We start from the raw sequence: 25,743 nt of genomic DNA on the forward strand, positions 1-25,743 counted from the left end.
TGTTGATATTTCTATGAACTTTGTGCGAAAAAATCTTTAAAATATTGTTATTCGTTGGCCTTTAAGCTTGCAACCATATCTATCTTTTTAAGATTACGTGACAAAGCGATACTTGTTACAAACATAATTATAAGAGTGCCTAGTATAGCAATAAGGTATGAAGATATATCAATGTTTGCGAAGAAATCATAATTATCGCCAATAGCATATTTAAACATACAGTCGGTGAATTCATAGCCCAATGGCAAACCAAATATGATTCCAACTATGGTAAGCCATAAATTCTGCTGAGTATAAATGAGTGCCAGCTTTTTGAACTTGAATCCCAATACCTTTAGTGTTGCAAACTGATACATCTTTTCTGTGAGAGCAAGGATTCCCATATTGTAAATGATAATAAATCCAAGTAAGGCTGATATAGCAATTAATAAAATAATCATGCTACTTATCATTTCAAGCATTACATTCATCTGCTCTTTCAAAGATTCGATAGATGAAATGGTGGATACTCCATCAATATCTGAATCTGTTAGATTGCTAAGGTCGTCATTTGTATAGATGGTATCGCAGACATATTCCTCGCCCAGATCTTCAAATGCGGCCCTTGTCATAGAAAACTGCTGACTTTGAGGGTCTCTATATGCAGCGGCAATGCTGGTTTCATACCAATCATCCTCACCCATGATTCTCCATTTGACCTTATCTCCTAATGAAAAACTATTTTCTTTTAAAAGCTTTTCTGTGGCAAATAAAGCCCCTGCTTTATTTATATCACCATCAGTGTTTCCTGGGATTCCTTCGTTTATATCATAAGTGTTTGTATCATGATCAGATACTCTTAAATACCCATCAGAATCATTTACTGTAATGGTGGATGTGACGATGTTACCATCTGAATCCTTGTATTCAATAGCTACTGTTTGGCTTGTTGCATCCCCATAGGTATCAAACAATTCATCCAATCTATCATCAGATACATTTTCTGATAACGTGAGTTTATATTTATAAGCCTGTATCTTATCAAACTCCCATTCCATATAATGATTCAGCGAATCCTGCATGCCAAATGCCATTACTATAAGTAAGGTAGAGCCCATAATACCAACTATTGCCATTATGCTTCTAGATTTACTTCTGAAAATATCACGAAGATTCCACTTTACAGAAAATGGAAGCTTTGCGCTGATTCCTTTACCGCCTTCTTTTGCTTTTATTTTTATATGAGGCACTTCAAGCCTAAGGGTTTGCGCTGCAGATTCCTTCAAAATGGTCTTGATAGAATAATATGTGATTATCGTAATTACGATAATAATTGCCGCCGCAAGAATATAGTTTTTGCTTAGAATAACTTTGTGAGCTTCTGGCAAATCAAACATGGATAATTCCATATTTAAAAATGGCTGTCCAAGCAAAGGGGCTCCCATAGCAAGTCCTAAAATTGCCGCTATTACACTTACCCAAAATCCGTATGCAATATAATGGATTGTAACTCTTCTATTTCTAAATCCTAAAGCTTTTAGCGTACCAATCTGTACTCGCTGCTTCTTTACAAAACGGCTCATTGTTGTTACAACAGAAAGTCCTGCAATAAAAACAAACAAGATTGTAAACATGCCGGAATATGTATCTCCTTCTTCTGACTCAGCCTTCAAGCTAGCATAAGATTGCCACACATCCCTTCCTGTTATAGCGCTTATTGATGTGTCATCCAGCTCGTACAATTCATTTTTAACTGTCTTTAGTTTATTTTCAAATTCATCTAATTCACTTGATTTAATATATGGATTTGGAGCTACACCTGCTACATCAACTATGGCATTAGGATAAACAAAACATTCCTCTATATCAAAATCTGGATCTACGGCTTTTATAAATGCTTCTTTATCTGATATATCTGCCTTTTTATCCTTTACCAAGCTAGCTTTATCCAAAGCTGTCTCAAGGTCCACAGCTTCATCTATATCCAACTGCTTTTTAACAAATTCAATATCAGCTCCCATAGATGAATAAGCATCCACAGCCTTCTTTATATCATCTACTGAATCAAGATATTCTACAATTTCATCTTCCTTAAGAATCTCATCATAAAGATATTCCTTAGGAAATTCATTCATAGACAAATATGCCCAGCCGAAATCCGCAGCATCCTGGAATATAACTGTTGGGTCAGATACCGTATATACGTGATCTGGGGAAGATACGATTCCTCTAACTTTCTCTGTGAATTCATAGCCTTCAACATAAAATGTAAGTTCATCTCCAACCTGAATATCTCTGGCCTTGGCAAAATAATATCCTAGCCAGACACCATCCTTATCTGGGCTGTAATCCTCTCCATCTCTTAAATACAAAGATGAAATATTTTTTTCAGCATCCTCTGTGTCTAAGAAATTCAGCTCTGCCGGAATATTCTCAATCTCCGAATCATCTGTATTTTCTACATCAACTGAACCCTGCATGGACAGATATCTTTCCACATCTGCCACATTGTCTAAAGCTTTTATTTTTTCTAATTCATCATCTGTAAAGTTCTCACCATACAGCCATAGGTCCTGCAGATTATTCTTTTCGTAAAATTCAACTGATGAGTATTTCAATCCATCAGAAAAAGCACTGATTCCTGAAAAAGCCATAATCGCCAAAAATATCATGGCAAATATAGTAAAGAACTGTCCAAAGTTTCCTTTTATTTCTCTGAATAATTTTTTTCTAAACATTTTACCATTGAACCTCATCTATGTTTGCTGGGTTTACGTTCTCTTCAACACTCTTAATCTTTCCGTTTTTTACACGGATAACAACATCTGCAATGTCCGCAATGAGCGCATTATGGGTAACGATAATAACTGTGTTATTACCTCTTTCCTTCGTAGTCTGCTTCTTTAAAATCTTTAAAATCATTACACCAGTCTGAGAGTCAAGTGCTCCTGTTGGCTCGTCACATAATAGTAACGCTGGATTTTTAGCAATAGCGCGGGCGATGGAAACACGCTGCTGTTCTCCACCTGAAAGCTGATTAGGGAGCTTATTTATGTGCTCCAATAAACCTACATCCTCAAGTGCTTCTGTGGCATCCAATGGATTCTTTACGATTTCATTAATCAACTCCACATTTTCTTTTACAGTAAGTGAAGGAAGAATGTTGTAAAACTGGAATATAAAGCCTACTGATTCTGCTCTAAAATCACTGAGCTTATTCTCAGAGTAGCCAGTTATGTTTTCCCCATTTACAATTACTTCTCCCTCTGTTGGTACATCCATACCACCAATGAGATTTAGTAATGTAGATTTTCCCGCACCTGAAGGTCCAAGTATTACTACAAGCTTTCCTTCCTCGATATCCAAATCTACATGATCTAGTGCGCGATATTCCTTCTCGCCCACGTTATAAACCTTTGATACATTTCTTAAAGATACTTTATTCACCTGTCTCCTCCTTAACATCTAGCAATTACATAAGAATACATTCCAACCAGCCCTTAACTAAAAAAAGATAACAGCGTTATTTACATAACACTGTTATCTTAAATCTTTGGGTTAGTCTTGTCAAACTCTAGTTATATAGTTGCCACTTGTTGATTCTCTCCTTTATTCCCAATCTCTTAACACATCCAAACCTAATAGCAATGCTTTCTCGTGTGAACTGGTGCCAAAATCCCTTGTATCATATTCATGGACATTAGCAAGTGAATCTGCAGTAAATAAGAACTGGCCAAAAGATGCGCCTCGCTTTCTAGCGCAGGCTGCAAGGGCAGAGCACTCCATTTCAACCACACTACAACCTTCTTCTAATCGATACTTAACCATATCCTTGGTTTCGCGGAAAAATCCATCTGTAGTCCATGTTGTACAAGTAACAAATGGCAGCTCGTGCTTTTTAAAACAGCTTTCTATTACTTTTACAGGTTCTTCATCTAGTTCAATAAAGCGGGTTGCTGGGAGATAATGATAAGATGTTCCCTCTGCTCTAAGTGCTTTTATAGGAACAAGAAAAGCATTCTCTGGAATATCTGCAAGTACACCACAGGAACCTGTTGCAATAATCTTCTTACATCCGCAGCTTACAAGTGTATCAAGTACCTGCGCTGCCGCTGCGGCACCGATTGGTGACTGCACCAAACAAATATCTTCTTTTTCATCATGCAGGATATATATCTTGATATTATGCGAAACTGTTATAAGTTCCTTTGCAACGTCAGCATTGTTCTCTTTTGCATATTCATGAATAACATCACCAAGGAAAGCAAATAAGCACTTTTCAGGAAGCTGTAAATCCTCCATGTCATGATTTGGTGCTATAACCTCAATTGAACTGTCATCATATTCAAGTATTGGTATTTCGCTTTTAATAATCATTTTAATTCTCCCTAGCTGTCTCATTTGGGCAGTACTACAGCTATTTTTTCTTTAAATACTTTGCATTAACATACTTTGTAGCTCTTGCTTGTCCAATCTTTTTTACAGAGCCCTCCTTTACCATTTTACCAAGAACAGCTTCTACTGTTGTTGGACTAACATCTATCAGCAATTCACATATTTCAGATTTAGACACTGGTAGTACACTATTTAAAACTGTTTGTTCTATTCTTTCGCTTTTAGGAATTTTCTTTCCATTAACTGTCGAGAATCTTTTATCTAGTTCTTTATAGCATCTGTATAAAGTTGATAAAAAATTCTTCATAAACTCAAAATAGGAATTTTCATTATCATGCCATCCTTGCGAAGAATCACGTAACGCTTCATAATAAAAATCCTTCGAATTATTAATTTGCTCCTCAAATGAAACATATTTACAAACATCATATCCACTCTTATACAGTAATAAAATAGATAGCAATCTGGAAATTCGTCCATTACCATCTGAAAATGGATGTATACATAAAAAATCTAAAATTACACAAGGAATTAAGAGCAACCTATTAATTTTAGGATTATCTCTAGCATCTATATAAGCTAATATAAGCTGTTCCATTGCTTCATTAGTCTCATTTGCTGGAATTGGAGTAAAACGTACTTTTCGTCTTCCATTCTCATCAACTTGTAGAATCAAATTATCCTCTTCCTTATATTTTCCGGATAATTCATAACCAGCTAGATTTGTCATCATATGATGCATGTGTAAAATTGTATTTTCACTAAAGCTCAAAGATTGATGATTCTTATGAATCTCATCTAATGCGTCTCTGTATCCTGCAATTTCACATTCACTATGATTTAATGGTGCACTATCACCATCTACAATTTCCTTAATTCTTGCATCAGTAGTAATGATTCCTTCAATAGCATTAGAACCCTTTACAGACTGCACTCTAGCGATTTTTTCAAGTTCTGTATATATACTTTGATTTTCATCCTTTCTCACAGATGATATTGCATCAAATGCAGCAATTGATGCTGTCAAATTAACCATTTCAGCAGGCAACATTCCTTCATCTAAAAATGAATAGTCAAATTTATGCATACTGTACCTCCTCAAGTATCTGCATATAATATACAAAAAAATATTCAGATACTCAAGCAGTATCTGCATATAATTCTCTATTTTATATGCAGATATTTGATTCATCTACTTGATATCATGTGCAGTAGGATTCTTGTTGGCAGTGCTACTATCAAAATCTTCTTCGGTACTGCTTTTTCTTCAATTCATCTTTGTAGTAAAAGAATGCAATTACCTCAGCACATTTTACATCCCTATTTTTCCAGCGTCACTGCCACGTCCTTGCTTCCAAGCATATCTGTCAATTCTTCCTGTGTCATATCAATATGACCTAGTCTTGTGTATGCCCAGGAATTGCTACCATAGAAAATAACGATCTGATTTCCAGAATACAAAACTATATCACCATAGTCCGTTGTAGTCTGCTTGTCGTCTCTGACAATACTTTTTCCTATGGAACCAACCTGCTCAAAGCCGCCGTACATGGACATTTCCACTGTAAGGGGACTCATTTCTTTTAAAGCTTCTACAGAAGCATTTTCTTCCCAAGTCACAGGGACTTCTGTTCCATCAATTTTCAGCTTCATTGCATCAGTTTCCTCCACCTCATCAACATTTTCATCCGTCACTACTTCACCTGTCCAGTCGATAATTCCACCAAATTCATAGACATTAGTATATCCCATATTAGCAAGCTTTTGTGAAGCCTCTTTACTTCTTCTCCCACTTCTGCAATAAACCAATATAATCTGATTCAAGTCAGGTAATTCTGCTGGCTGGTCATTGCCAATAGTTTCATTAGGAATCAAAATTGCCTCTGGAATGTGTCCTGCGGCATACTCATCTTCTCTACGCACATCCACAATTACATGACCATCATCCTGCTGCATCATAAGCTTTGCAGTTTCTTGATCAATCTGTGTGTAATCATCTTTGCTACTCTCATCTAAATAAATAGATGTTGGTTCATCAGCCCCACCTATAACAGCTGCCTCCTCTTCATTTTCTTTATTGCATCCCGTCAATACTAGTAACATTAAAATAAGCACGATTTTAGCAAATCTTTTCATCATAGTCATCCTCAATTTAATAGCCTGCTTGAATTGGTAAATTGCTGCCTTCAATCATATCGTAATCTCTATCTGATTTCCTTCAATCCCTACAATACAACTCTCATAATATCCATCGCCTGTAGTACGTGGTCCGCTAACTATGTCATAACCATCTAATTTTAATTGCTCTGTCATAGCATCTACCTTTTCCTTGCTACCAACAGAAAAAGCGATGTGAATGTAACCAGTGCAGTTAATCGGCTTATCTATTTCATACATATCAGGCTTATTCATTATTTCAAGCCTTGCACCATCATCAAATGATATGAAGTAAGATCTAAAGTCAGTTTTGGGATTATGGTAGCCATCATTAGATTTCCCATCAAGATACTTAACAAAGAAATCTCTAGCCCCTTCCAAGTCTGCAACGTACATTGCTATATGTTCAATTTTCATACTGTCCCTCCAAGTTCCATCATCTAGTGCAAAATAAATCATAGCTCCGATTTTTATCCCATCTTCAATGTGCTCAATAGTTTCATAAATTGTACTCCATTTTTTTCTATTCTACACTATATGATGCCATATAATTAAAAAAAGTAAACATACACACAGTACTATTACTATGTGTATGTTTACTTTAATAAATACTTTAGACTGCGCATTTATGTATTTTTTGCGTATGTTTAGGTAAATTATACATCTGATGATGACTATATTTACATTACCACTAGCAAGCTTGACCAGTACATCTTGTACTCACTTGTAAAGCAAGTTGAATCTATTACAGGAAAAGAGCTTAATATTGCTCTTATAAAAGAAGCGTATGAATATGTTTCTAATTTCCCTTCAGACTTTTATGATATGCCATCAAAAGAGTACAAGCAAAAATTCCATATCTCAGACGAGGAATACAACTCAATGATTCTGGATTATGTATTACTTGAAAAATATCAAACTCTTCTTCGTAACTGCGACTTTTTCGAACTGATTAACTAACAAAAAGATTCATAATTCATTGACTTATCCAATTCAGTTGCTATAATAATCTTAGGCAAGAAATGAAATTAGAGTTTCAACAATGAAGCAAAAAAGCTAGGAGCGGCAACTCCTAGCTTTTTCTATGCCGTTTTGGTCAAGGTGGCTTATGCCTTAGGCTCATTGCCATTATCGTCGCCGTCGAACCATTTGCAAATATAATAGGCTGTTATACTTGCCATAACGGAAACTAGAAATGAAATAAGAATTTCCAATGAAGCACCCCCTTTCTGATGCCTAGTCTAGGGGTGGCAACGTCCATTAGTATATCACTGTAAATATATCTCCACAAGTAATTCAGCAGTTAAATAATTATGTACTTTCTCTTGATTTATCACATAGATTAGAAGTAGTCAATCAATATATGAGCTTACGTCTGACCCTCTATATGCGCACGCCAATCGAACCAAATGACTATTTTTCTTCATTATCTGGGGCTGGATGCATCAATGTGCGTGCTCCAACCGCATATAGACGGCCCACGTAAACTCACATATTTGTGAGTCTTCGTTAATCAGAAAAAAAGCCCGATACATTTCGTATCAGGCCTGTATTTTCAGTTTTAGATATTATGGTATCTAAGTCCGCTATTCCAATTGGTTACAATGCGACCATCGTCTGTATAAGACTCAATACGAAATCCATTGACACCTGATGATTGATTTTCGTTGAAATAGCCGATTTCTGTTTCACCGGTTGCAGTGTCAATCTCATAACTTAAGTCTGGACACTGATTGCAAACAAAGCGCTGTATAGTGACCGGATTGTCACCGAGAATAGTGTATGACTTGTCTGTAAATGTAACACCATTAGCGACAAGATAATTATAAACATCAGATGCTGTATTAAGTCCGCGTGACTGCATCCAAGAGCAGATATACTGTGTGTTAATACCGTTTGCTATAAATGCATCTTTGTTCCATACACCGTCGGTGTTAAGTATTGCGTCCTCACCAAACGAAATCCAGCCATAAGCTTTATCCCAATCTAAGTCAGCTTTAGCCATACCTGAGTCGTAAGTCAGCTTTGGAGTTGAACCAATTGTACCTTTTGCGCCATCAGCATATAACTCAAAACCACAATAGTATATATGAGAATTTTCAGTTCTTGACTCATACATAGGTGATACTGTTACAGCTGGATTTGCTTCATAACCTAAAGTAATTAACTGCTGTGAATCATATGATTTTCCACCGATGACTAAACCATTAGACTTGAGACCTGTTGCTACTAAATCATTTACTACAGCGTTAGTGCTATAAGTTGTGGCTACAGCCTTCTTTGCAGAATTCTTACCCTTTGCTTCAGATGTGATTGATGTACCTGTCACAACAATCGCACATACAAGAGCAAGTGTTAATACTTTTGATAAAAACTTTTTCATAAAATTGTTACCTACCTTTCATCCCCTCGCGGAGATTTCAAACATAAATCCAACACCGTTATTCTACCCCCCCCTATTTGCAAACTGTCAATACTTTTATAACTTTCTTTGTATGGCGCTTCATTTATACAAACAAAAAAGCACTGAATCATTGTAGATTCAATGCTTTTATCACACTATCGCATGTTCTCTTTTTTGTTTTAATACAATTTTGCACCAGCTGGGATGTGGTTGTCAATCATGAGAAGGTGAAGTTCTTCATCCTCTGAATCCTTGAGGTTGTTAACTGCTGAAAGTAACATACCGCAAGATTCGATACCCATCATTGGTCTTGGTGGAAGGTTTGTAATAGCTACAAGTGTCTTTCCAACAAGCTCTTCTGGCTCGTAGAATGCATGAATGCCTGAAAGGATTGTACGGTCTGTGCCTGTACCATCATCAAGTGTGAACTGAAGAAGCTTCTTTGACTTAGGTACTGCCTGGCAAGCCTTTACTTTTACTGCTCTGAAATCGCTCTTTGAGAATGTGTCGAAATCAACTGTCTCTTCGAACAATGGCTCAATCTTTACGTTTGAGAAATCGATGCTTGAGTTAGGAGCAAAGAATCCATTGTTATCACCAGCAGACTGTGAAACCTTAGCTGGGTTAAGTGACTTCATTGTCGGGAATAATAATACATCACGGATAGCTGCGCTATCTGTAAGTAACATGCAAAGTCTATCAAGACCGTATCCGATACCGCCTGTAGGTGGCATACCAATTTCAAGTGCGTTAAGGAAGTCCTCATCTGTGTGCTCTGCCTCATCATCACCTGCTTCCGCGTTAGCATCCTGTGCTGCGAAACGCTCACGCTGATCGATTGGGTCGTTAAGCTCTGAGTATGCGTTACACATTTCCCATCCGTTGATGAAGAGCTCGAAACGCTCTACCTTTGTAGGGTCAGATGGCTTCTTCTTTGTAAGTGGAGAAATCTCGATTGGGTGATCCATAATAAATGTAGGCTGGATAAGATTCTCCTCGCAGAACTCCTCGAAGAAGAGGTTAAGGATATCACCCTTCTTGTGGCGCTCCTCAAATTCGATGCCCTTCTCACGAGCAAGTGCCTTAGCGGCTTCATCATCTGCTACTGTATCAAAATCGATGCCTGCATACTTCTTAACAGCATCTGTCATTGTAAGTCTTTCGAATGGCTTACCAAGGTCGATTTCTACTCCGTTGTAAGAAATCTTTGTAGAACCAACAACCTTTTCAGCAAGATATCTGAACATGCTCTCTGTGAGCTCCATCATACCTTCGTAATCTGTGTATGCCTGGTAAAGCTCCATAAGAGTAAACTCAGGATTATGTCTAGCATCAACACCCTCGTTACGGAATACACGGCCGATTTCGAATACTCTCTCAAGACCACCAACGATAAGACGCTTAAGGTAAAGCTCAAGAGAAATACGAAGCTTACGCTCCTCACCGAGTGCGTTGTAATGTGTAAGGAATGGACGAGCTGCTGCACCACCTGCGTTTTCAACAAGCATAGGTGTCTCAACTTCCATGAAATCACGACCTGCAAGGAAGTTACGAATTTCGCGCATCATAAGTGAACGCTTAATGAAAACATCCTTTGAATCCTTGTTCATGATAAGGTCAACGTAACGCTGTCTGTAGCGTGTATCTGTATCTGTAAGACCGTGGAACTTCTCTGGCAAAATCTGAAGAGACTTAGAAAGAAGTGTAATCTCCTCAGCGTGGATAGAAATCTCACCAGTCTTTGTTCTAAAAGCGTAACCCTTTACGCCGTAAATATCACCGATATCAGACTTTTTGAAATCTGCGTATGAATCCTCACCGATTGCATCACGTGCTACATAAACCTGGATGCTGTTCTGTAAATCCTGAATGTTACAGAAGCTAGCCTTACCCATAACACGCTTGAACATCATACGACCTGCAATACTAACGTGGATAGGCTGAGCATCCATGATTGCACGACGCTCGTTGTAATCATCGTTGATTGCCTGCTTTGCAGCTTCCTCATCCATACCGTCTGTGTTAACTGCTGCACGACCTGCTAAAAGCTTAGCCTCATGCTCCTCGTAAAGTGCGCGAACTTCATCACTGTGATGAGTCTGGTCGAACTTTGTAATCTGAAATGGATCCTTGCCAGCCTCCTGGAGTGCAGAAAGCTTTTCACGGCGAACCTTTAATAACTGGTTAATATCCTGTTCTGCCATAATATCTCCTTATCTATTCTTAAACTATATTTTTCTTGTCATAAACTATTTGATTATAGTCTAGTTTTCTTGAATCTGTCAAGGTATGCCCCCGCCACCGCTAAGCGCTAGACAATCTGCTGAAGCCATACGTTTGATTTCACCATGAAATAACCCATAATGTTTTTGATAAGCTCTGTTCCGCATACGAAGAAGTAAATCCATACGATTCCAAGTCCTGTGAAATGAGCAAGTACAAATGCAAGTGGTGCCATAACAACCCATGTAAACACTGAATCAAACAGGAAGGTAACTAATGTCTTACCACCTGAGCGAAGTGTAAAGTATGAGCAATGGCTGAATGAACAGAATGGCATCCATATTGCTGCAACTGCAATGAACTTTGTTGCAAGTGCTCTTATATCGTCAGATACATTGTAGATGTGTGGGAACAATCCTCCGAATGCAAACATGATGATGGCCATAATAGTACAGCAGAATACGCTGAAAACTATCATCTTGTTATCAGCATCCTTTGCCTCTTCAAGGTCACCTGCACCAAGGTGCTGTCCTACAACGATGCTGATGCATGCGCCTAGCTGGATAAATACAATATTGAAAAGATTTCCAACTGTATTTGAAATGCTGAGGGCTGTAAGTACGTTCATGCCTTTGATTGAGTAGCTTTGAGTTACTGCGCTCATGCCTGCTGCCCAAAGAACTTCGTTAAACATAAGCGGTGCGCCCTTTATAATGATAGGTCCAAGTATATCCTTTGGAATACCAAAGCCTAAGTAAGCACCTTCAAGATATCTGTTGAGGCTTCTGTGGCTGTGCGCCCAGAATATAACAATTGCTGCCTCAATATATCTGGCAATAACTGTTGCGATGGCTGCGCCTGCTACACCAAGCTTTGGGAATGGACCGAAGCCGAAAATCAAGCAATAATCTAAGATGGCATTTGTTGCAACGGCAATCATACCTGCAACCATAGGAACCACCGTCTGACCTGTTTCTTTTATGTTAGTAGCGTATGCCTGATTAACGGCAAATGGAACTAAGCCCACTAAAATGATGCTTAGATACTGTAAGCCAAGCTGCAGTGCAAGCTCTGGAGATGCTCCGGCACTTTCTGTTAAAAACAGGGAAATTAATTCTTTTCCAAATCCAAGGAAAATCAATATACCTATTAATGTAGCTAAAAGTGTGGCATAGAGCTTGAAACGGAAGGTGTACATGTGACCCTTGTGGTCGCCCTTGCCAAAGTACTGTGCGCCGTAAATACTACCTGCTGATGCAGCACCAAAAACAGCCAGCGAAAATACGAAGTTAAGCTGGTTGACTGTGGCTACCGCAGATATTGCTTCCTGACCAAGCTGACCGACCATGATGTTGTCGAGGAAGCTTACAAAGTTTGTAATTGCGTTTTGAATAATCATTGGAGTTGCAAGGAAGATGTAGCGCTTGTAGAAGGCTTTGTCTCCGATGTACTTCTTTTTTAGTGATGTTAACATTTTGTCCTCCTTTTTCCCCTCATCAGTCAGCTGTGCTGACAGCTTCTACCTGTTACGGTGAAAGCCCATAAAAAAAGCCGCAACCTAATTCGGTTGCGACCTTACTTTAACTTAATTATTTAGTCTTGCTTGCAGCTAAAATCTTGTACTTGAACTCGCCAGCTTCTGTTTCAACAGTAACTGTATCACCTTTTTTGTGTCCAAGGATTGCCTTACCAACTGGAGACTCGTTTGAGATCTTACCCTTAAGGCTGTTAGCCTCAGTAGAACCTACGATTCTGTATTCTGTCTCCTCATCAAACTCAAGGTCAAGAAGTGTAACTGTCCAACCGATGTTAATATTCTTTGTATCGTGCTCGTCTGTAACGACCTCAGCATTCTTAAGGATTTTCTCGATTTCTTCGATACGTGCTTCGATATCACGCTGCTCATCCTTAGCTGCATCGTACTCAGCGTTCTCTGAAAGGTCACCCTGCTCTCTAGCTTCCTTAATCTTCTGAGAAACTTCTTTACGTCTGTTTACCTTTAAATCTTCTAATTCGTCTTCTAATATCTTAAGTCCTTCAGCTGTAAGTAAATTCTTTTTAGCTTCCATGTTTTGGTTCCTTTCCCCTTCGGATTTATTTTTGAATGATTCCGTTTAGAATCAGTATATATCAATAGCTTAGTGAATTATAAGCCACACAGATTTTGATGTCAAGAACAAGCATATTCTTTCATAAAATCTTCAAAAAGTTGCTCTAACTCATCATAAGATTCCACATCATTTATTCTGCCACGAAGCTTGCTGGCGCCCTTATATCCTGCTGTGTACCAGGCAGCGTGCTTGCGCATTTCTCTTATTCCAAGGTAGTCACCCTTGAATTCGATTTGGAGCTTTGCGTGGCGAAGCATGGTCTTGACCATCTCCTCCATAGGTGGCTTTCCAATCATTTCTCCAGTTTCAAAATAATGAAGAATCTGATGGAATATCCAAGGATTACCTTGGGCGCCACGGCCTATCATAAAGCCGTCGCAGCCTGTCTGCTCCGACATAGCGATAACATCCTTTGCATCAAGAATGTCACCGTTTCCAATAACAGGTATTGATACTGCAGACTTTACATCTGCGATGATGCTCCAATCTGCCTTGCCAGAATAGTACTGTTCTCTGGTACGACCGTGAACTGCTACTGCAGCTGCGCCAGATTCCTGAGCCACGTGAGCCATCTCAACTGCATTGATATGCTCGTCGTCAAAGCCCTTTCTGATTTTGACTGTGACTGGCTTATCGATGGCCTTTACCATGCCCTCAATGATTTTGCCAGCAAGCACTGGATTTTTCATAAGAGCTGAGCCATCACCATTATTAACTACCTTTGGCACTGGGCAGCCCATATTGATATCTAAAATATCAAAGTTGCGATGCTCAATTCTAGCTGCCATGGCTGCCATGATTTCTGGGTCAGAGCCAAACAGCTGAAGGCTAACTGGGCGTTCCCTTTCATCTACTGTAAGAAGGCTTTCGGTATTTTTGTTGTTGTAGTAAATACCCTTGGCGCTGACCATTTCCATGCAGCAAAGTGCCGCGCCCTGTTCCTTACATAAAAGACGAAATGGCAGGTCAGTTACGCCTGCCATTGGTGCCAAAATCAAATTGTTTTCTAATTCTACGTTTCCGATTTTTAACTTATTTATCATTATCTCTTTTGCTTATCGTAAATAAATTTCATACCATAGAGAGTAAGGTTTGGATTGTAAATATCGATGCACTTTGTCTCGCTTGAAATAAGATTTCCAAGTCCGCCTGTAGCAACAACCTTTACGTTCTCGTAACCGCTCTCCTCTATCATGTGTTTAACAATGTATTCTGTCTGACCAATCTGTCCATAAACAAGACCAGCCTGCATAGAAGAAATTGTTTCCTTAGCAAGAATCTTTTCAGGCTTCTTGATTTCGATTTCAGGAAGCTTTGCTGCGTCCTCCCAAAGAGCACGAGCGCTGATTCTGATACCTGGTGCTGTAACACCTGAAACAAATGCGCCGTTTGCATCTACTAAATCGTATGTAGTAGCTGTACCAAAATCAAGTACAAGTACAGGACCGCCGTAAAGCTCGTAAGCACCTGCTGCATCTACGATTCTGTCTGCACCAATCTGCTTTGGATTTTCTGTTGCAATTCTGATTCCTGTTTTGATACCAGCCTCAACGATGATAGGCTGAATATCGAAGTATTTGATGATTGCGCTTGTAAGTGAGTGCATTACGTTTGGCACTACTGAAGCGATGATTACATCGTTGATGCAATTAGCATCCAAATCGTTAGAACGAAGGATTTCTTTGATTACGATACCGAACTCATCTGATGTTCTGTTGATTTTGGTGGTGACACGGAAATTACCGCGAAGCTCCTGTCCTTCGAACACACCCATTGTTATATTTGTATTTCCAACATCAATTGTAAGAAGCATTATATGCCCTCCCCTAAGAATACTACTTTATAATATGTTTCTAGTGCTTCGAAAAGCTCTGTGCGTTCACGCTGCATTCTCTTTACTTCCAGAACTGAACCGATTTCATCATACATGAAATCATTTTCGTTGTGGTCCACATCAATTCTAAGGGAGCCGTCCTCCTCATAGACCATCTGGATAGTACCACTGACCTGTTCTGTGTACATTACGCACATTATTTTTAACTCATCCTTAATCATAGGAGGGAGTCCCTCAAATTCAGGATTTAAATAAAACTTTTTGGTGTAGCAGCTTGCGCCACAAAGTACTTTCTCTTCCATATTTACCCTCATCAGTCAGCTGCGCTGACAGCTTCCCCCAAAGGGGGAAGCCTTTTTATACATAACCATAGATGCCTCTTACTGAGACCTCTCCGGTTCTTATTATTTGTTCTTTTTTATCCACTTCCACTATCAATTCTCCTTTGGCGGTGATGCCTTTGGCGATAGCTTCATATGAATTTTCCTGAGCTTCTATTCTAACACGTTCTCCAAAGTTCGCAAGGTTTCTTTCGTATTCTTCTTTTAAACCTGACATGTCCTGGGTTTTGATGAAGATGTTGTAATACCTTTTAAAGCTCTCCCAAATAGCCTTTGTAAGCTCTGCTCTGTGGCCAGTTTCTCCATCGCGGTTTGCCTTTTTCAGCTCCAAATCAACTGATGTTGCCTTAAATGCAATCTCCTCATCAAAGCTTTTGTTGTGAACATTGACGCCGATGCCAACAACCACAAACCAAACATTCCCATCCTTCATTTCCATTTCGGTGAGGATTCCGCATATCTTTTTGCCATCTAAAACTATGTCGTTAGGCCATTTGATTTTGCCCTCTAAGCCGTACAGCCTGCTTAAAGCATCACGCACTGCCATGGCTGCTACCACTGTGATGGTAGGGACAGCTTCTAAAGATATTTCCTGAGGCGTAAGCAACATTGATGTAGCAATAGAATCGTGCTTTGGCGATTCCCATTTGCGCCCTATTCTGCCCTTGCCTGCTGTCTGTGTTCCAGCTGATATTACAAGGCCTTGCTTTTCGCCTGCGTGTGCTCTTTCTTTTATTCTGTCGTTGGTGGAATCCACCGAATCATAATACTCAAAATTAATATTATCTAACATCGCCTAATGTTGCGTACATAACTGCCTTGATAGAGTGCATTCTGTTTTCTGCCTCGTCAAAGACGATTGAACGCTCGCTTTCAAAGATTTCGTCTGTAACTTCCATACAGTCAATTCCAAACTTCTCATGGATTTGAACGCCGATTGTTGTATTTAAATCATGGAACGCTGGAAGGCAGTGCATAAATTTAGCACCTGGCTTCGCATAAGAAAATGCCTTAGCGTTAACCTGATATGGGCTAAGCTCCTTGATTCGCTCTTCCCATACTGCATCTGGCTCGCCCATTGATACCCACACATCAGTATAGATAACATCTGCATCCTTACAGCCTGCTGCAACATCATCAGTCAAAGTAACACTTCCGCCTGATTGTTTTGCAATATCCTGACACTTTTCTACTAACCAGCTTTCAGGGAAATACTTTTCGCTGGTACATGCCACGAAATCCATTCCAAGCTTAGCGCAGGTAACCATGAGGGAATTACCCATATTATAACGAGCATCGCCCATATATACAAACTTTATTCCTAAAAGTTTTCCAAAATGCTCTTTAATTGTCATCATATCTGCAATCATCTGTGTAGGATGTGATTCATTTGTAAGGCCATTCCATACAGGTACCCCTGCATACTTTGCAAGAGCCTCCACCTTGTCCTGTTCAAAACCACGGTATTCGATTCCATCATACATACGGCCTAAAACTCTTGCTGTATCGGCGATGGATTCCTTCTTTCCAATTTGAGAACCAGATGGGTCAAGATATGTAACATTAGCTCCCATATCATAGGCTGCAACCTCAAAGGAACAACGTGTACGTGTGGATGTCTTTTCAAAGATTAAGGCAATATTCTTGCCACTCATGTAATCTTTCTGTGATTTACCCTGCTTTTTTTCAGCCTTAAGTTGTAGTGATAAATCTATTAGATAGTTTATTTCCTCTGCTGAAAAATCCAACATCTTCAAAAAATTTTTACCCTTTAAATCCATAACGTACCTCCTTTGAATGCATGTATATTTATTCACTTTTAATGATTTGTTATGCATTATATAACAAAAAAGCTCTCGGGTAAAGTCCAAGAGCTTATTTAATATTCAGTTTATAAACATTTTAATAGAATACGTGATTACCGATAATAAGTCCTTCTTTAGAACCTGCACGTCTAAAGTGTGTTAAACCGCCTGTTGGGTCGCTACCTGCGATAGCTTCCTGAGCTGCCTGTACGCAAGATGCCTTTGGTCCCTTTGCAATAACTGAAGACATACGTGATGTTGCGAACTGACCTCTTGCGAAAATAACACCACCTACAGAATTAGCGTATGCACCACTACGAACTCTGTTCATAACTACGGCACCTACCGCTACCTGTCCTTCGTATGGCTCGTTACCAGCTTCGATTTGGATGATAGCTGCTACAAGCGATACATCTGTTGCTGAATCAATAACAGCCTGGTTTGCTGCAGCTGCAGCGGCTGCCTGTTCCTTGGCCTTACGTGCTGCTTCTTCTGCAGCGGCCTTAGCCTCAGCCTCTTCTTCTAATGTGATAGCCTCGCCTGTTACCATGTCTACCTGAACAAAATCAGCCTTTACATAGCCTGTTTCATCACCACTTGTAACAGCTACCCAGCCATCAATTGCTTCTGCATCTGAATTAACAGAAAGCTTTGTTCCTTGTGGAACTACCTTGAGGATTTTAGAATCCTCTGATGCTTCGCTACGAATGCGAAGACCTGCTACATCTGTTGTAGCGTATGTGTTGCAAACATCCATTGCAAGCTCGTAAGCTTCAATGCCAGTAACACAATAATCAGCTGATACAAAACCGTGTGCATTACCTGACTCTACTTCGTACCAACCATCAAATACATCAACTAGTGTGGCAACATCGCCCTTGCGAAGCTTAGCAATTGCTTCTGAAGATTCGTTAGCTTCAGAACGAATGTAGAGATAATCTTCTACATTTGCCATTGCCTTGTCTGCCCACTCATCATATTCATCATCTAAATCTGGCTCTACCTGATCTGTAGTAGCCGCAACCACTGTAACATCTGCCGATGCATAAACTAAGCTTGAATCTCCTGCCATAAGATTCATAGATGATACTGCTGAGAAAACACCTGCTGTTCTAGCTGGGGTAACATCTACGTCTGTCTTTGATACTTCCTGTGGCGCGTTCACGTATGCACCTGTGAATAAAAGCATCATTGCTAAAGCAAGAGCTCCGCCCTGCATATTACGCTTATTAAAGATTTTGTTGTTCTTTGCATAAATAGCAGTTAAGGTTTCGTTGAATTTACTCATAAGCCTCCGTCACTTTTTACAAAAGTTTTTTATTTATTACAACTTTGTTACGAAGGCTAATATAACATTCTTACAAATTTTTGTCAAATCAGGTCGTCAATACAGTCCCAAAGCTCCTGATATTTGACTGGTTTTTGGATGCAATGCTTGGCTCCCATAAGCTTATATTTAAGCAAATCTGCCTTTGGTCGACCAGAGCAAACGATGATTTTTGCCTTGCTGTCTAAGGATAATAATTTCTCAATCAGCCACTCGCCGCCAATACCACCCTTCATAAGGATATCTGTGATAACTATGTCTGGATGCATTTCTTCATATAACATATAGGCGTCGTAGCAATCACCAGCCTGCAGGATTTCTACACCATCCTCTTGGGACAATAATCGCTCTAGTGTTTTAAGTGCAAAAATTTCGTCATCAACTATTAAAACTTTCATTCCAGTTCCTCTTCCCCGTACGAGTTAGTATATCTTGATTTTATCATGTGATATGGTTCTTCGCACTATAAATTTGACTTTTTACTAGGTATTGGTATCATTTTAGATGTTGAATAAATTGTTTGAAAAGAGGTATTTCTTCTTATGAAAAAGATAGTTATGACAGGTGGAGGAACTGCAGGTCACGTTACACCTAATCTTGCCCTTGTTCCTCTTCTTAAGGAAAAGGGATACGAGATTTTTTACATCGGTTCCTACAATGGAATCGAGAAAAAGCTGGTGGAAAATGCCGGCATTACCTATTATGGTATCTCATCTGGTAAGCTTCGCCGCTACCATGATTGGAAGAATTTCACTGATCCATTTAGAGTAATCAAGGGGTTTTCTGAGGCCAATCAGTTACTTAAGCACATCCAGCCTGATGTAGTATTTTCTAAGGGCGGATTCGTTTCAGTTCCTGTAGTTATGGCTGCTGCAAGACAGCACATTCCTGCAATCATCCACGAGTCTGATATGACTCCAGGACTTGCAAACAAGCTTGCTATTCCTTTCGCATCAAAGGTATGCTGCAACTTCCCTGAGACTATGCAGTATCTTCCAGATGGCAAGGCCGTACACACAGGCTCTCCTATTAGAAAGGAGCTTTTCTCTGGAAACCGCGAGGCTGGTCTTGCATTCACAGGATTTTCTGCTGACAAGCCTGTAATCCTTATTATGGGCGGAAGTATTGGTTCTAGATTCATTAATAATGCAGTTTGGGATTCACTTGATACTTTACTTGAGAAATTCCAGATTGTTCATTTAGTTGGTAAGGGAAATATCAACAATGATTTGGTTGGTCGCACTGGTTATCAACAATATGAATTCATCAGTGAACAGCTTAACGACATTTTTGCAATGACTGACCTTATGATTAGCCGTGCTGGTGCAAATTCTATCAGCGAGATTTTGGCGCTTAAGATTCCTAACATCTTAATTCCACTTTCAGCTGCTGCAAGCCGAGGCGACCAAATCCTCAACGCAGAAAGCTACAAGAAGCAGGGATTTTCAACTGTTCTTCAGGAAGAGGAGCTTACAGGCGAATTGCTGGTTAGCTCTGTTGAAGATGTGTACGCACGCAGGGATGAGATTAAAGAAAAAATGGCATCCAGCAAGTTACTGGACGCCAATAGTACTATTCTTGATCTTATTTTAAATGCTTAATTTCTTTACAACCTCAGCAGTTTCAGCATCGCTGAAGCTCTGATGATCCCATTCTTTGATGGCGCCGTCGCCAGCAAATCTTGGAATAACATGTACATGAAGATGGTGAACTGTCTGTCCGGCAGCTTCACCATTATTTTGTATGATGTTGATTCCGTCGCAGCCTAATTCCTTCATCATTTTGTTTCCAATCTTCTTGGCAAGTGGAAGTGCCTTTGCAAGCACATCATCATCTGTCTCTAAAAGATTAGCGAAATGATTCTTTGGTAAGATAAGTGCATGCCCCTTTGTTGCTGGAGATGCATCTAAAATGACCTTAAATTCATCATCCTCGTAGATTGAGTTTGTAGGAATATCTCCATTTGCTAACTTACAAAAAATGCAATTATTGTCCTTCATTTCATTATCCTCCTATTGATTAGCTAAAAGTAAATATTTCATCAAGCATTCTAAGGGTTCTGAAATTGCCTTTGGCAGTCATATCTCCTACCGAAAATGCTCGCTGGAAAGTCTCACGTCCTGCAACGATGTTGTCCATGATGTTGGAATTCAGCTTCATGTAAACATCGATGTTGTCTTCCTTGCCGTAGCGACAGTCCATCTGCTCGCCAGATACATTAACAAAAAGAGGTAACTCCTTTCCATCTATCATAAACAGGTACTTGGCGTTAAATTCAGGATTTCCCCTAAACTGTACCTTGAAATCGTTGATATACTCGCCGGCGCTGTCTTCCTTTTTCTCGCCCATCATATTTCTGAACATACTGGTAAGGTCGGCAATATCAGCCTTCTGTGTCTGAACATATTCATCGTCAGATACGAACTTGGACAGCTGCTCTGATTCCTGTGGAGAAAGCTCCAGCTGTGTGGTGCGAAGGATGCTTCTTGTGACAGCCTGATTGCTGGTTGGCAGGCCCTTTGTATGCTGAGAAATGGTGCGATACAAGGTCTCCACTTTCTTTTCGATGATATGGGCATACTCTGTGTTTTCGCGGAATTCCTTAACATCCTCTACATAGCCGCAAAAGCCTGAGCATGGCAATCCACCCAGGATTTCCCAGGCATTTTCCAGTGTAACCATGGCTTCGCGCTCACCGTAGGTGGTGGACATGACCACTGGCTGCATATAGGTGGTGGCAAGTGCAGTCTTGTCCGCATATAGCCAGCACGCATCTAGGAACTGATTCATGTAACCGCCGATGCCAAGCCATTCAACTGTGGTGGCAAGGATGATTCCATCAGCATCCTTAAGTGTCTGTGGAAGCATAGATATGGTGTTCTTCTGCTCGTAGATGTTGTAAAGCTTAACCTCTACCTGAAGCTCTGTCAGCACCTGCTCCATTTTGTTAATTACGTATAGTGTTGGGTCCTCTAATAGACCACGCCCTCCATAGTAAATATTTACCTTCATTTATTGCCCCTCTTCATCCTGTTTGTTACTTAAAAGTATAGATTTTTTCCTGTTTTGAATCAAGGTCTCAATTCCATAACATAGGAATGTAAGGATGAGCCCTGCCAGCAAACCGCCGATATGCCCCACATTATCGGTGCCGGCTGTAGCGAATCCGAAATAAAGCGTAATTGCCGCCATGAACAACATTCTTTTAGCGCTGATGCCCTGATATTTTCCCTTGTGAACAAGAATCACTATAATCATTCCGCCTACAATACCAAAGATTGCCCCGGAAGCACCGGCAACAATATCGTTTTTTCCCATAAGGCACAGGTAAAAGAATGATAAAAATGAACCGGCTAGTCCGGAGCCTAAATAGATTCCAAGGTAACGCACTGGCCCTACAGCCCTTTCAAAAATCTGTCCTAATAAAAATAGAAGCAGCATGTTGTTAGCCAAATGCTGTATCCCAAAATGCATGAAGGTGGCTGTAAAAAGCCTATACCACTGTCCCTCATATAAAATAAGATACGGATTCATTGCGCCATTATTTAACATAAAGGCGCTATCCTCCGTATCTCCTAAAAATTCCAACACAAGAAAGACAATTATATTAATTGCCACTAAAATAAAAGTGATTGGTCCGTTCTTTGGATTTAAATATTCGTTAGTTTCCTGTTTCAAACTTATGCAAGCATTTCCTGTGGCATTCTATGCAAAAGATTGCTCATGGCCACCTTATGCTCTTCCTCCATCTCTGTAAGTGGAAGTCTTAGGCTTCCTACATTAAATCCTAACATATTCATAGTGGATTTAACAGGGATTGGATTTACTTCACAGAAAAGTGCATCTACTAATTCAAGGTAATCAAGCTGAAGCTGTCTTGCCTTTTTCTCGTTGCCGTTTAAATACTCCATAACCATGTCGTGAGTGCCCTGAGGTGCTACGTTTGAAAGCACCGAAATAACACCAACTCCGCCAAGAGAAAGTATTGGCACAATCTGATCATCGTTACCTGAATAGATATCCAAGCAGCCTCTGCAAAGGCTGGCAAGCTTTGTTATCTGTGAAATGTTACCGCTGGCTTCTTTGATACCTACGATATTTTTGAACTCAAGTGCAAGCTTTAAGGCTGTTTCTGGAAGTATGTTGCAGCCTGTGCGGCTTGGCACATTGTACATGATGATTGGAAGGTCGATTGCCTTTGCAATTGTAGAATAATGCTGGTACAAGCCCTCCTGTGTAGCCTTATTATAGAAAGGTGTAACGATAAGAAGTCCATCTACACCAAGCTTTTCAATCTTCTTTGAAAAATCGATTACAAGCTTTGTTGAGTTTCCGCCGCTGCCTGCGATAACTGGGATGCGATGGTTAACTCTTTTTACTGTAAAGTCGATGACAGAAAGCTTTTCTTCCTCGCTCATTGTGGCATTCTCACCTGTAGTGCCGCACACAATAATAGCGTCGGTATGTCCTTCAATCTGTCTATCAATAAGAATTCCTAGCATGTCATAATTTACGGTCTCGTCTTCATTGAATGGAGTGATTAATGCTACTCCTGCGCCCTTAAATAATGTCATTGCCGTCCTCCTTCACAATATCCGCGATAAGCTCGCGCTCGTCCATGTGGTGCTTAACACCCTTAATTTCCTGGTAATCCTCGTGGCCCTTACCTGCAAGCACCACAATGTCCCCTTCCTTTGCATTTACAAGGCAATAGCGGATTGCTTCCTTGCGGTCAGGGATAGTTACATATTCGCCATCGGCTTTCTTTACACCGATTAAGATGTCGTTAATGATGTCCATTGGCTCTTCGTTACGTGGGTTGTCTGATGTAACAACTGTAAGGTCTGCAAGTTTTGAACTAACCTGCCCCATCTCGTAACGACGGCTCTTAGCACGGTTACCACCGCAGCCAAAGAGGCAAACCAATCTGCCTGGCTCGTATGCCTTAAGTGTTGTAAGAAGGCTCTCAAGTGCCATGGCATTATGTGCATAGTCAATCATGACTGTAAATTTTTTTGAAACTGGGACAAGCTCGATACGTCCCTTTACATGAACATCCTTGAGAGCTGCCTTGATTTTGTCCTCTGCAACATCAAACTGCTTGCAAATAGCAACTGCAGTAAGTGAATTGTAAACAGAGAATGTTCCTGGCACATTTACCTCAACATCCATGTTTTCCTTGCCAGCGATGTGGTACTTAACGCCAAGTGCACCGTGCTCCTTAAGAAGCTCTACGTTTTCAGCAACAAGGTCGTTATCCTTACCGTAACCGTATTTGATAACATCGCAAGTATGTCCCTCAAGGATGCCATCGATGTGCTCGCTGTCTCCGTTGAAGATACCCACCTTACACTGCTGGAAAAGTAAGCTCTTGCAGTGCATGTAATCTGCGAAATCCTTGTGTTCGTTCTCACCAATGTGGTCTGGCTCAAGGTTTGTAAATACGCCAATATCAAAAATGAAGCCTGAAACTCTGTGAAGCATAAGAGCCTGTGAGCTTACTTCCATAACAACAGCATCAAGTCCTGCATCAACCATCTGACGGAATAATTCCTGTACTCGATAAGATTCAGGTGTTGTGTTAACAGCTGGAATACGCTCCTCACCAACGATTGATTCGATAGTGCCGATAAGACCTGTCTTAATACCAGCCTTTTCAAGGATTGACTTAACCATGTAAGTAGTAGTGGTCTTACCCTTTGTACCAGTGATACCGATGGTCTTAAGCTCCTTTGCTGGATGACCAAAGTATGCAGCTGAAAGAATAGCCAGTGCCTGGCGGCTGTTTTTAACCTTGATGTATGTGATGCCATCTACTGGCTCCACGTCCTTTTCAATGATGATTGCAGTAGCGCCCTTTTCGATTACATCAGGGATGAAATCGTGTGCATCTCTCACTGTACCTGAGATGCAGACAAACACGCTATCCTTCTCTACCTTTCTAGAGTCGTATACTAATGTGGAGATTTCTTTATCAAGCTCTCCTGCATATAATTCATAATCTAATTCTTCTAATAAATCTCTTAACTTCATTATTTATCCTTTCAATCTAAGCCTTCCCCTTGAGGGGAAGGTGCCCGAAGGGCGGATGAGGTGTCTTTGACTGATGAGGGTCATACCTAGCGCCCTCTATACCTCAATCTCTCCACTAAACACCTCCGTCGCCGGTCCCGTCATAAACACATGATTACTCTCACGATCATACTCAATAGTAAGATCACCACCACGAAGATGCACCAGCACCTTATCCGCAGTCTTTCCATTTAAGATGCAAGCCATCACACATGCGCAAGTACCAGTTCCACATGCCCAGGTCTCAGCACTGCCTCGCTCCCACACTCGCATGTTAGCCTCTGTTCTGCTAATAATCTGAACAAATTCTGTATTGGTACGCTTTGGAAATCTCTCATGATTTTCAAAAAGCGGTCCATAAGTCTCAAGTGGGAAATTTGCTGTATCATCTACAAACACAACTGCATGTGGGTTGCCCATAGAAACACAGGTCATGTTCCAGGTCTTTCCACCTACCTCGATTGGCTCATCGATGACCTTGTCCCCATCAGCCACAACTGGAATCTCAGCTGGTGTAAGGATTGGCTCGCCCATATCTACGCGCACCTGCTGTACCTTACCATCTTCTGGAAAAAGAATCAGTGTCAACACGCCAGCACCTGTCTCCACTGTAATCTCAGTCTTGTCTGTGAGATGGTGGTCATACACATATTTAGCAACGCAGCGGATACCATTTCCGCACATCTCTGCCTCTGAACCATCTGCATTATATATGTGCATTCTGAAATCTGCCTTATCAGATGGGCCAATTGTAATAAGGCCGTCTGAGCCGATTCCAAAATGTCTGTCACTTACTTTAATAGATACTTCTGCTGGGTTTTCAACCTTCTCTTCAAAAAGGTTTACATATACGTAGTCATTACCGCAGCCGTGCATTTTAGTGAATTTCATAGGATGTCCTTTCGAAACCAGTTAATTGTTCTAATCAAGAATTCTAATAATTATTAATTTGAAGTGCAATTAATTTATTAGATTCCTCACAGAACTGTCCTACTTTAATTTAAGTATACTCCGCACTTTTTGTTTCATCTAGTTAGATTAGTGCGCAAAATATTGCAAATAGTGCTCCCAGTGATATAATTCTAATTAGGAGGA

25 protein-coding genes are annotated in these 25,743 nt (G+C 40.2%); 2 read left to right on the forward strand and 23 right to left on the reverse strand.

The genetic code is table 11. The features are described 5' to 3' along the window. Positions 1-47 precede the first annotated feature (47 nt). The 6 genes from BM097_RS05055 to BM097_RS05080 all read right to left on the reverse strand — a co-directional run bounded on the left by BM097_RS05055 (position 48) and on the right by BM097_RS05080 (position 6,948). Positions 48-2,717: an ABC transporter permease gene (locus BM097_RS05055; RefSeq protein ID WP_177197373.1), complete on the reverse strand. Its 2,670-nt coding sequence runs from the start codon at positions 2,715-2,717 to the stop codon at positions 48-50. 1 nt (position 2,718) lies between these two features. Further along, entirely contained in the window at positions 2,719-3,426 is a 708-nt protein-coding gene (locus BM097_RS05060; protein ID WP_177197374.1) for an ABC transporter ATP-binding protein, read from the reverse strand. A gap of 162 nt (positions 3,427-3,588) precedes the next feature. Next, positions 3,589-4,356, reverse strand: a complete 768-nt coding sequence (locus tag BM097_RS05065; protein ID WP_090546550.1) for a nucleoside phosphorylase — start codon at positions 4,354-4,356, stop codon at positions 3,589-3,591. Positions 4,357-4,396: 40 nt separating this feature from the next. Then, positions 4,397-5,461, reverse strand: coding sequence for a Fic family protein (locus tag BM097_RS05070; protein WP_090546552.1), 1,065 nt, complete (start codon positions 5,459-5,461; stop codon positions 4,397-4,399). A 233-nt stretch (positions 5,462-5,694) separates the two neighbouring features. Then, entirely contained in the window at positions 5,695-6,513 is an 819-nt protein-coding gene (locus BM097_RS05075; RefSeq protein WP_242944661.1) for a cyclophilin-like fold protein, read from the reverse strand. A 51-nt stretch (positions 6,514-6,564) separates the two neighbouring features. Continuing rightward, complete coding sequence (locus BM097_RS05080) at positions 6,565-6,948, reverse strand: VOC family protein (protein ID WP_090546553.1); 384 nt, start codon at positions 6,946-6,948, stop codon at positions 6,565-6,567. Positions 6,949-7,245: 297 nt separating this feature from the next. On the opposite strand from BM097_RS05080, the gene BM097_RS05085 reads away from it, so the two are divergent. Next, positions 7,246-7,491 (forward strand): hypothetical protein, encoded by a 246-nt coding sequence (locus BM097_RS05085; RefSeq protein ID WP_090546555.1) that lies wholly within the window; start codon positions 7,246-7,248, stop codon positions 7,489-7,491. A 601-nt stretch (positions 7,492-8,092) separates the two neighbouring features. Here BM097_RS05085 and BM097_RS05090 read toward each other — a convergent pair. From BM097_RS05090 to BM097_RS05140, 11 genes are all read right to left on the reverse strand, one after another. Next, positions 8,093-8,914: a hypothetical protein gene (locus BM097_RS05090; protein ID WP_090546558.1), complete on the reverse strand. Its 822-nt coding sequence runs from the start codon at positions 8,912-8,914 to the stop codon at positions 8,093-8,095. 200 nt (positions 8,915-9,114) lie between these two features. Continuing rightward, positions 9,115-11,139 carry a lysine--tRNA ligase gene (lysS, locus tag BM097_RS05095; RefSeq protein WP_090546560.1) on the reverse strand — a complete coding sequence of 675 codons (2,025 nt, stop codon included), beginning with the start codon at positions 11,137-11,139 and terminating at the stop codon, positions 9,115-9,117. 107 nt (positions 11,140-11,246) lie between these two features. Further along, positions 11,247-12,632: an MATE family efflux transporter gene (locus BM097_RS05100; RefSeq protein ID WP_090546563.1), complete on the reverse strand. Its 1,386-nt coding sequence runs from the start codon at positions 12,630-12,632 to the stop codon at positions 11,247-11,249. Between the two features lie 115 nt (positions 12,633-12,747). Next, positions 12,748-13,227: a transcription elongation factor GreA gene (gene greA / locus BM097_RS05105; protein WP_090546565.1), complete on the reverse strand. Its 480-nt coding sequence runs from the start codon at positions 13,225-13,227 to the stop codon at positions 12,748-12,750. A gap of 101 nt (positions 13,228-13,328) precedes the next feature. Then, positions 13,329-14,312, reverse strand: a complete 984-nt coding sequence (dusB, locus tag BM097_RS05110) for a tRNA dihydrouridine synthase DusB (protein WP_177197375.1) — start codon at positions 14,310-14,312, stop codon at positions 13,329-13,331. After that, positions 14,312-15,082 carry a type III pantothenate kinase gene (locus BM097_RS05115; protein ID WP_090546567.1) on the reverse strand — a complete coding sequence of 257 codons (771 nt, stop codon included), beginning with the start codon at positions 15,080-15,082 and terminating at the stop codon, positions 14,312-14,314. Before BM097_RS05115 ends, dusB begins: the two co-directional genes overlap by 1 nt. Then, complete coding sequence (locus tag BM097_RS05120) at positions 15,082-15,405, reverse strand: DUF6145 family protein (RefSeq protein ID WP_090546569.1); 324 nt, start codon at positions 15,403-15,405, stop codon at positions 15,082-15,084. Before BM097_RS05120 ends, BM097_RS05115 begins: the two co-directional genes overlap by 1 nt. A gap of 55 nt (positions 15,406-15,460) precedes the next feature. Then, entirely contained in the window at positions 15,461-16,237 is a 777-nt protein-coding gene (locus BM097_RS05125) for a biotin--[acetyl-CoA-carboxylase] ligase (protein WP_090546571.1), read from the reverse strand. Further along, on the reverse strand, positions 16,227-17,225 hold the full coding sequence (gene argF, locus BM097_RS05130) for an ornithine carbamoyltransferase (protein WP_090546575.1): 999 nt from the start codon (positions 17,223-17,225) through the stop codon (positions 16,227-16,229). The genes BM097_RS05125 and argF overlap by 11 nt, the downstream gene beginning before the upstream one ends. 121 nt (positions 17,226-17,346) lie before the next feature. Next, positions 17,347-18,537 carry a cell wall hydrolase gene (locus BM097_RS05135; RefSeq protein WP_090546577.1) on the reverse strand — a complete coding sequence of 397 codons (1,191 nt, stop codon included), beginning with the start codon at positions 18,535-18,537 and terminating at the stop codon, positions 17,347-17,349. 83 nt (positions 18,538-18,620) lie between these two features. Next, the gene (locus tag BM097_RS05140) at positions 18,621-18,974 is read right to left on the reverse strand and encodes a response regulator transcription factor (RefSeq protein WP_090546579.1); all 354 of its coding nucleotides are present in this window, start codon (positions 18,972-18,974) and stop codon (positions 18,621-18,623) included. A gap of 144 nt (positions 18,975-19,118) precedes the next feature. On the opposite strand from BM097_RS05140, the gene BM097_RS05145 reads away from it, so the two are divergent. Next, the gene (locus BM097_RS05145) at positions 19,119-20,177 is read left to right on the forward strand and encodes an undecaprenyldiphospho-muramoylpentapeptide beta-N-acetylglucosaminyltransferase (protein ID WP_090546581.1); all 1,059 of its coding nucleotides are present in this window, start codon (positions 19,119-19,121) and stop codon (positions 20,175-20,177) included. On the opposite strand, the gene BM097_RS05150 is transcribed toward BM097_RS05145, so the two are convergent. From BM097_RS05150 to dapF, 6 genes are all read right to left on the reverse strand, one after another. After that, the gene (locus tag BM097_RS05150) at positions 20,166-20,576 is read right to left on the reverse strand and encodes an HIT family protein (protein ID WP_090546583.1); all 411 of its coding nucleotides are present in this window, start codon (positions 20,574-20,576) and stop codon (positions 20,166-20,168) included. The two genes, BM097_RS05145 and BM097_RS05150, sit on opposite strands and share 12 nt — an antisense overlap. 19 nt (positions 20,577-20,595) lie before the next feature. Further along, positions 20,596-21,588, reverse strand: coding sequence for an SCP2 sterol-binding domain-containing protein (locus BM097_RS05155; protein ID WP_090546585.1), 993 nt, complete (start codon positions 21,586-21,588; stop codon positions 20,596-20,598). Continuing rightward, complete coding sequence (locus BM097_RS05160; RefSeq protein WP_090546709.1) at positions 21,589-22,128, reverse strand: rhomboid family intramembrane serine protease; 540 nt, start codon at positions 22,126-22,128, stop codon at positions 21,589-21,591. Between the two features lie 128 nt (positions 22,129-22,256). Further along, positions 22,257-23,150 carry a 4-hydroxy-tetrahydrodipicolinate synthase gene (dapA, locus tag BM097_RS05165; protein WP_090546587.1) on the reverse strand — a complete coding sequence of 298 codons (894 nt, stop codon included), beginning with the start codon at positions 23,148-23,150 and terminating at the stop codon, positions 22,257-22,259. Continuing rightward, on the reverse strand, positions 23,137-24,609 hold the full coding sequence (locus tag BM097_RS05170) for a UDP-N-acetylmuramoyl-L-alanyl-D-glutamate--2,6-diaminopimelate ligase (protein WP_090546590.1): 1,473 nt from the start codon (positions 24,607-24,609) through the stop codon (positions 23,137-23,139). The genes dapA and BM097_RS05170 overlap by 14 nt, the downstream gene beginning before the upstream one ends. 96 nt (positions 24,610-24,705) lie before the next feature. Beyond that, the gene (gene dapF, locus BM097_RS05175; RefSeq protein ID WP_090546592.1) at positions 24,706-25,539 is read right to left on the reverse strand and encodes a diaminopimelate epimerase; all 834 of its coding nucleotides are present in this window, start codon (positions 25,537-25,539) and stop codon (positions 24,706-24,708) included. Positions 25,540-25,743 lie beyond the last annotated feature (204 nt).

Source organism: Pseudobutyrivibrio sp. OR37 (assembly GCF_900113655.1).
Classification (GTDB): domain Bacteria; phylum Bacillota; class Clostridia; order Lachnospirales; family Lachnospiraceae; genus Pseudobutyrivibrio.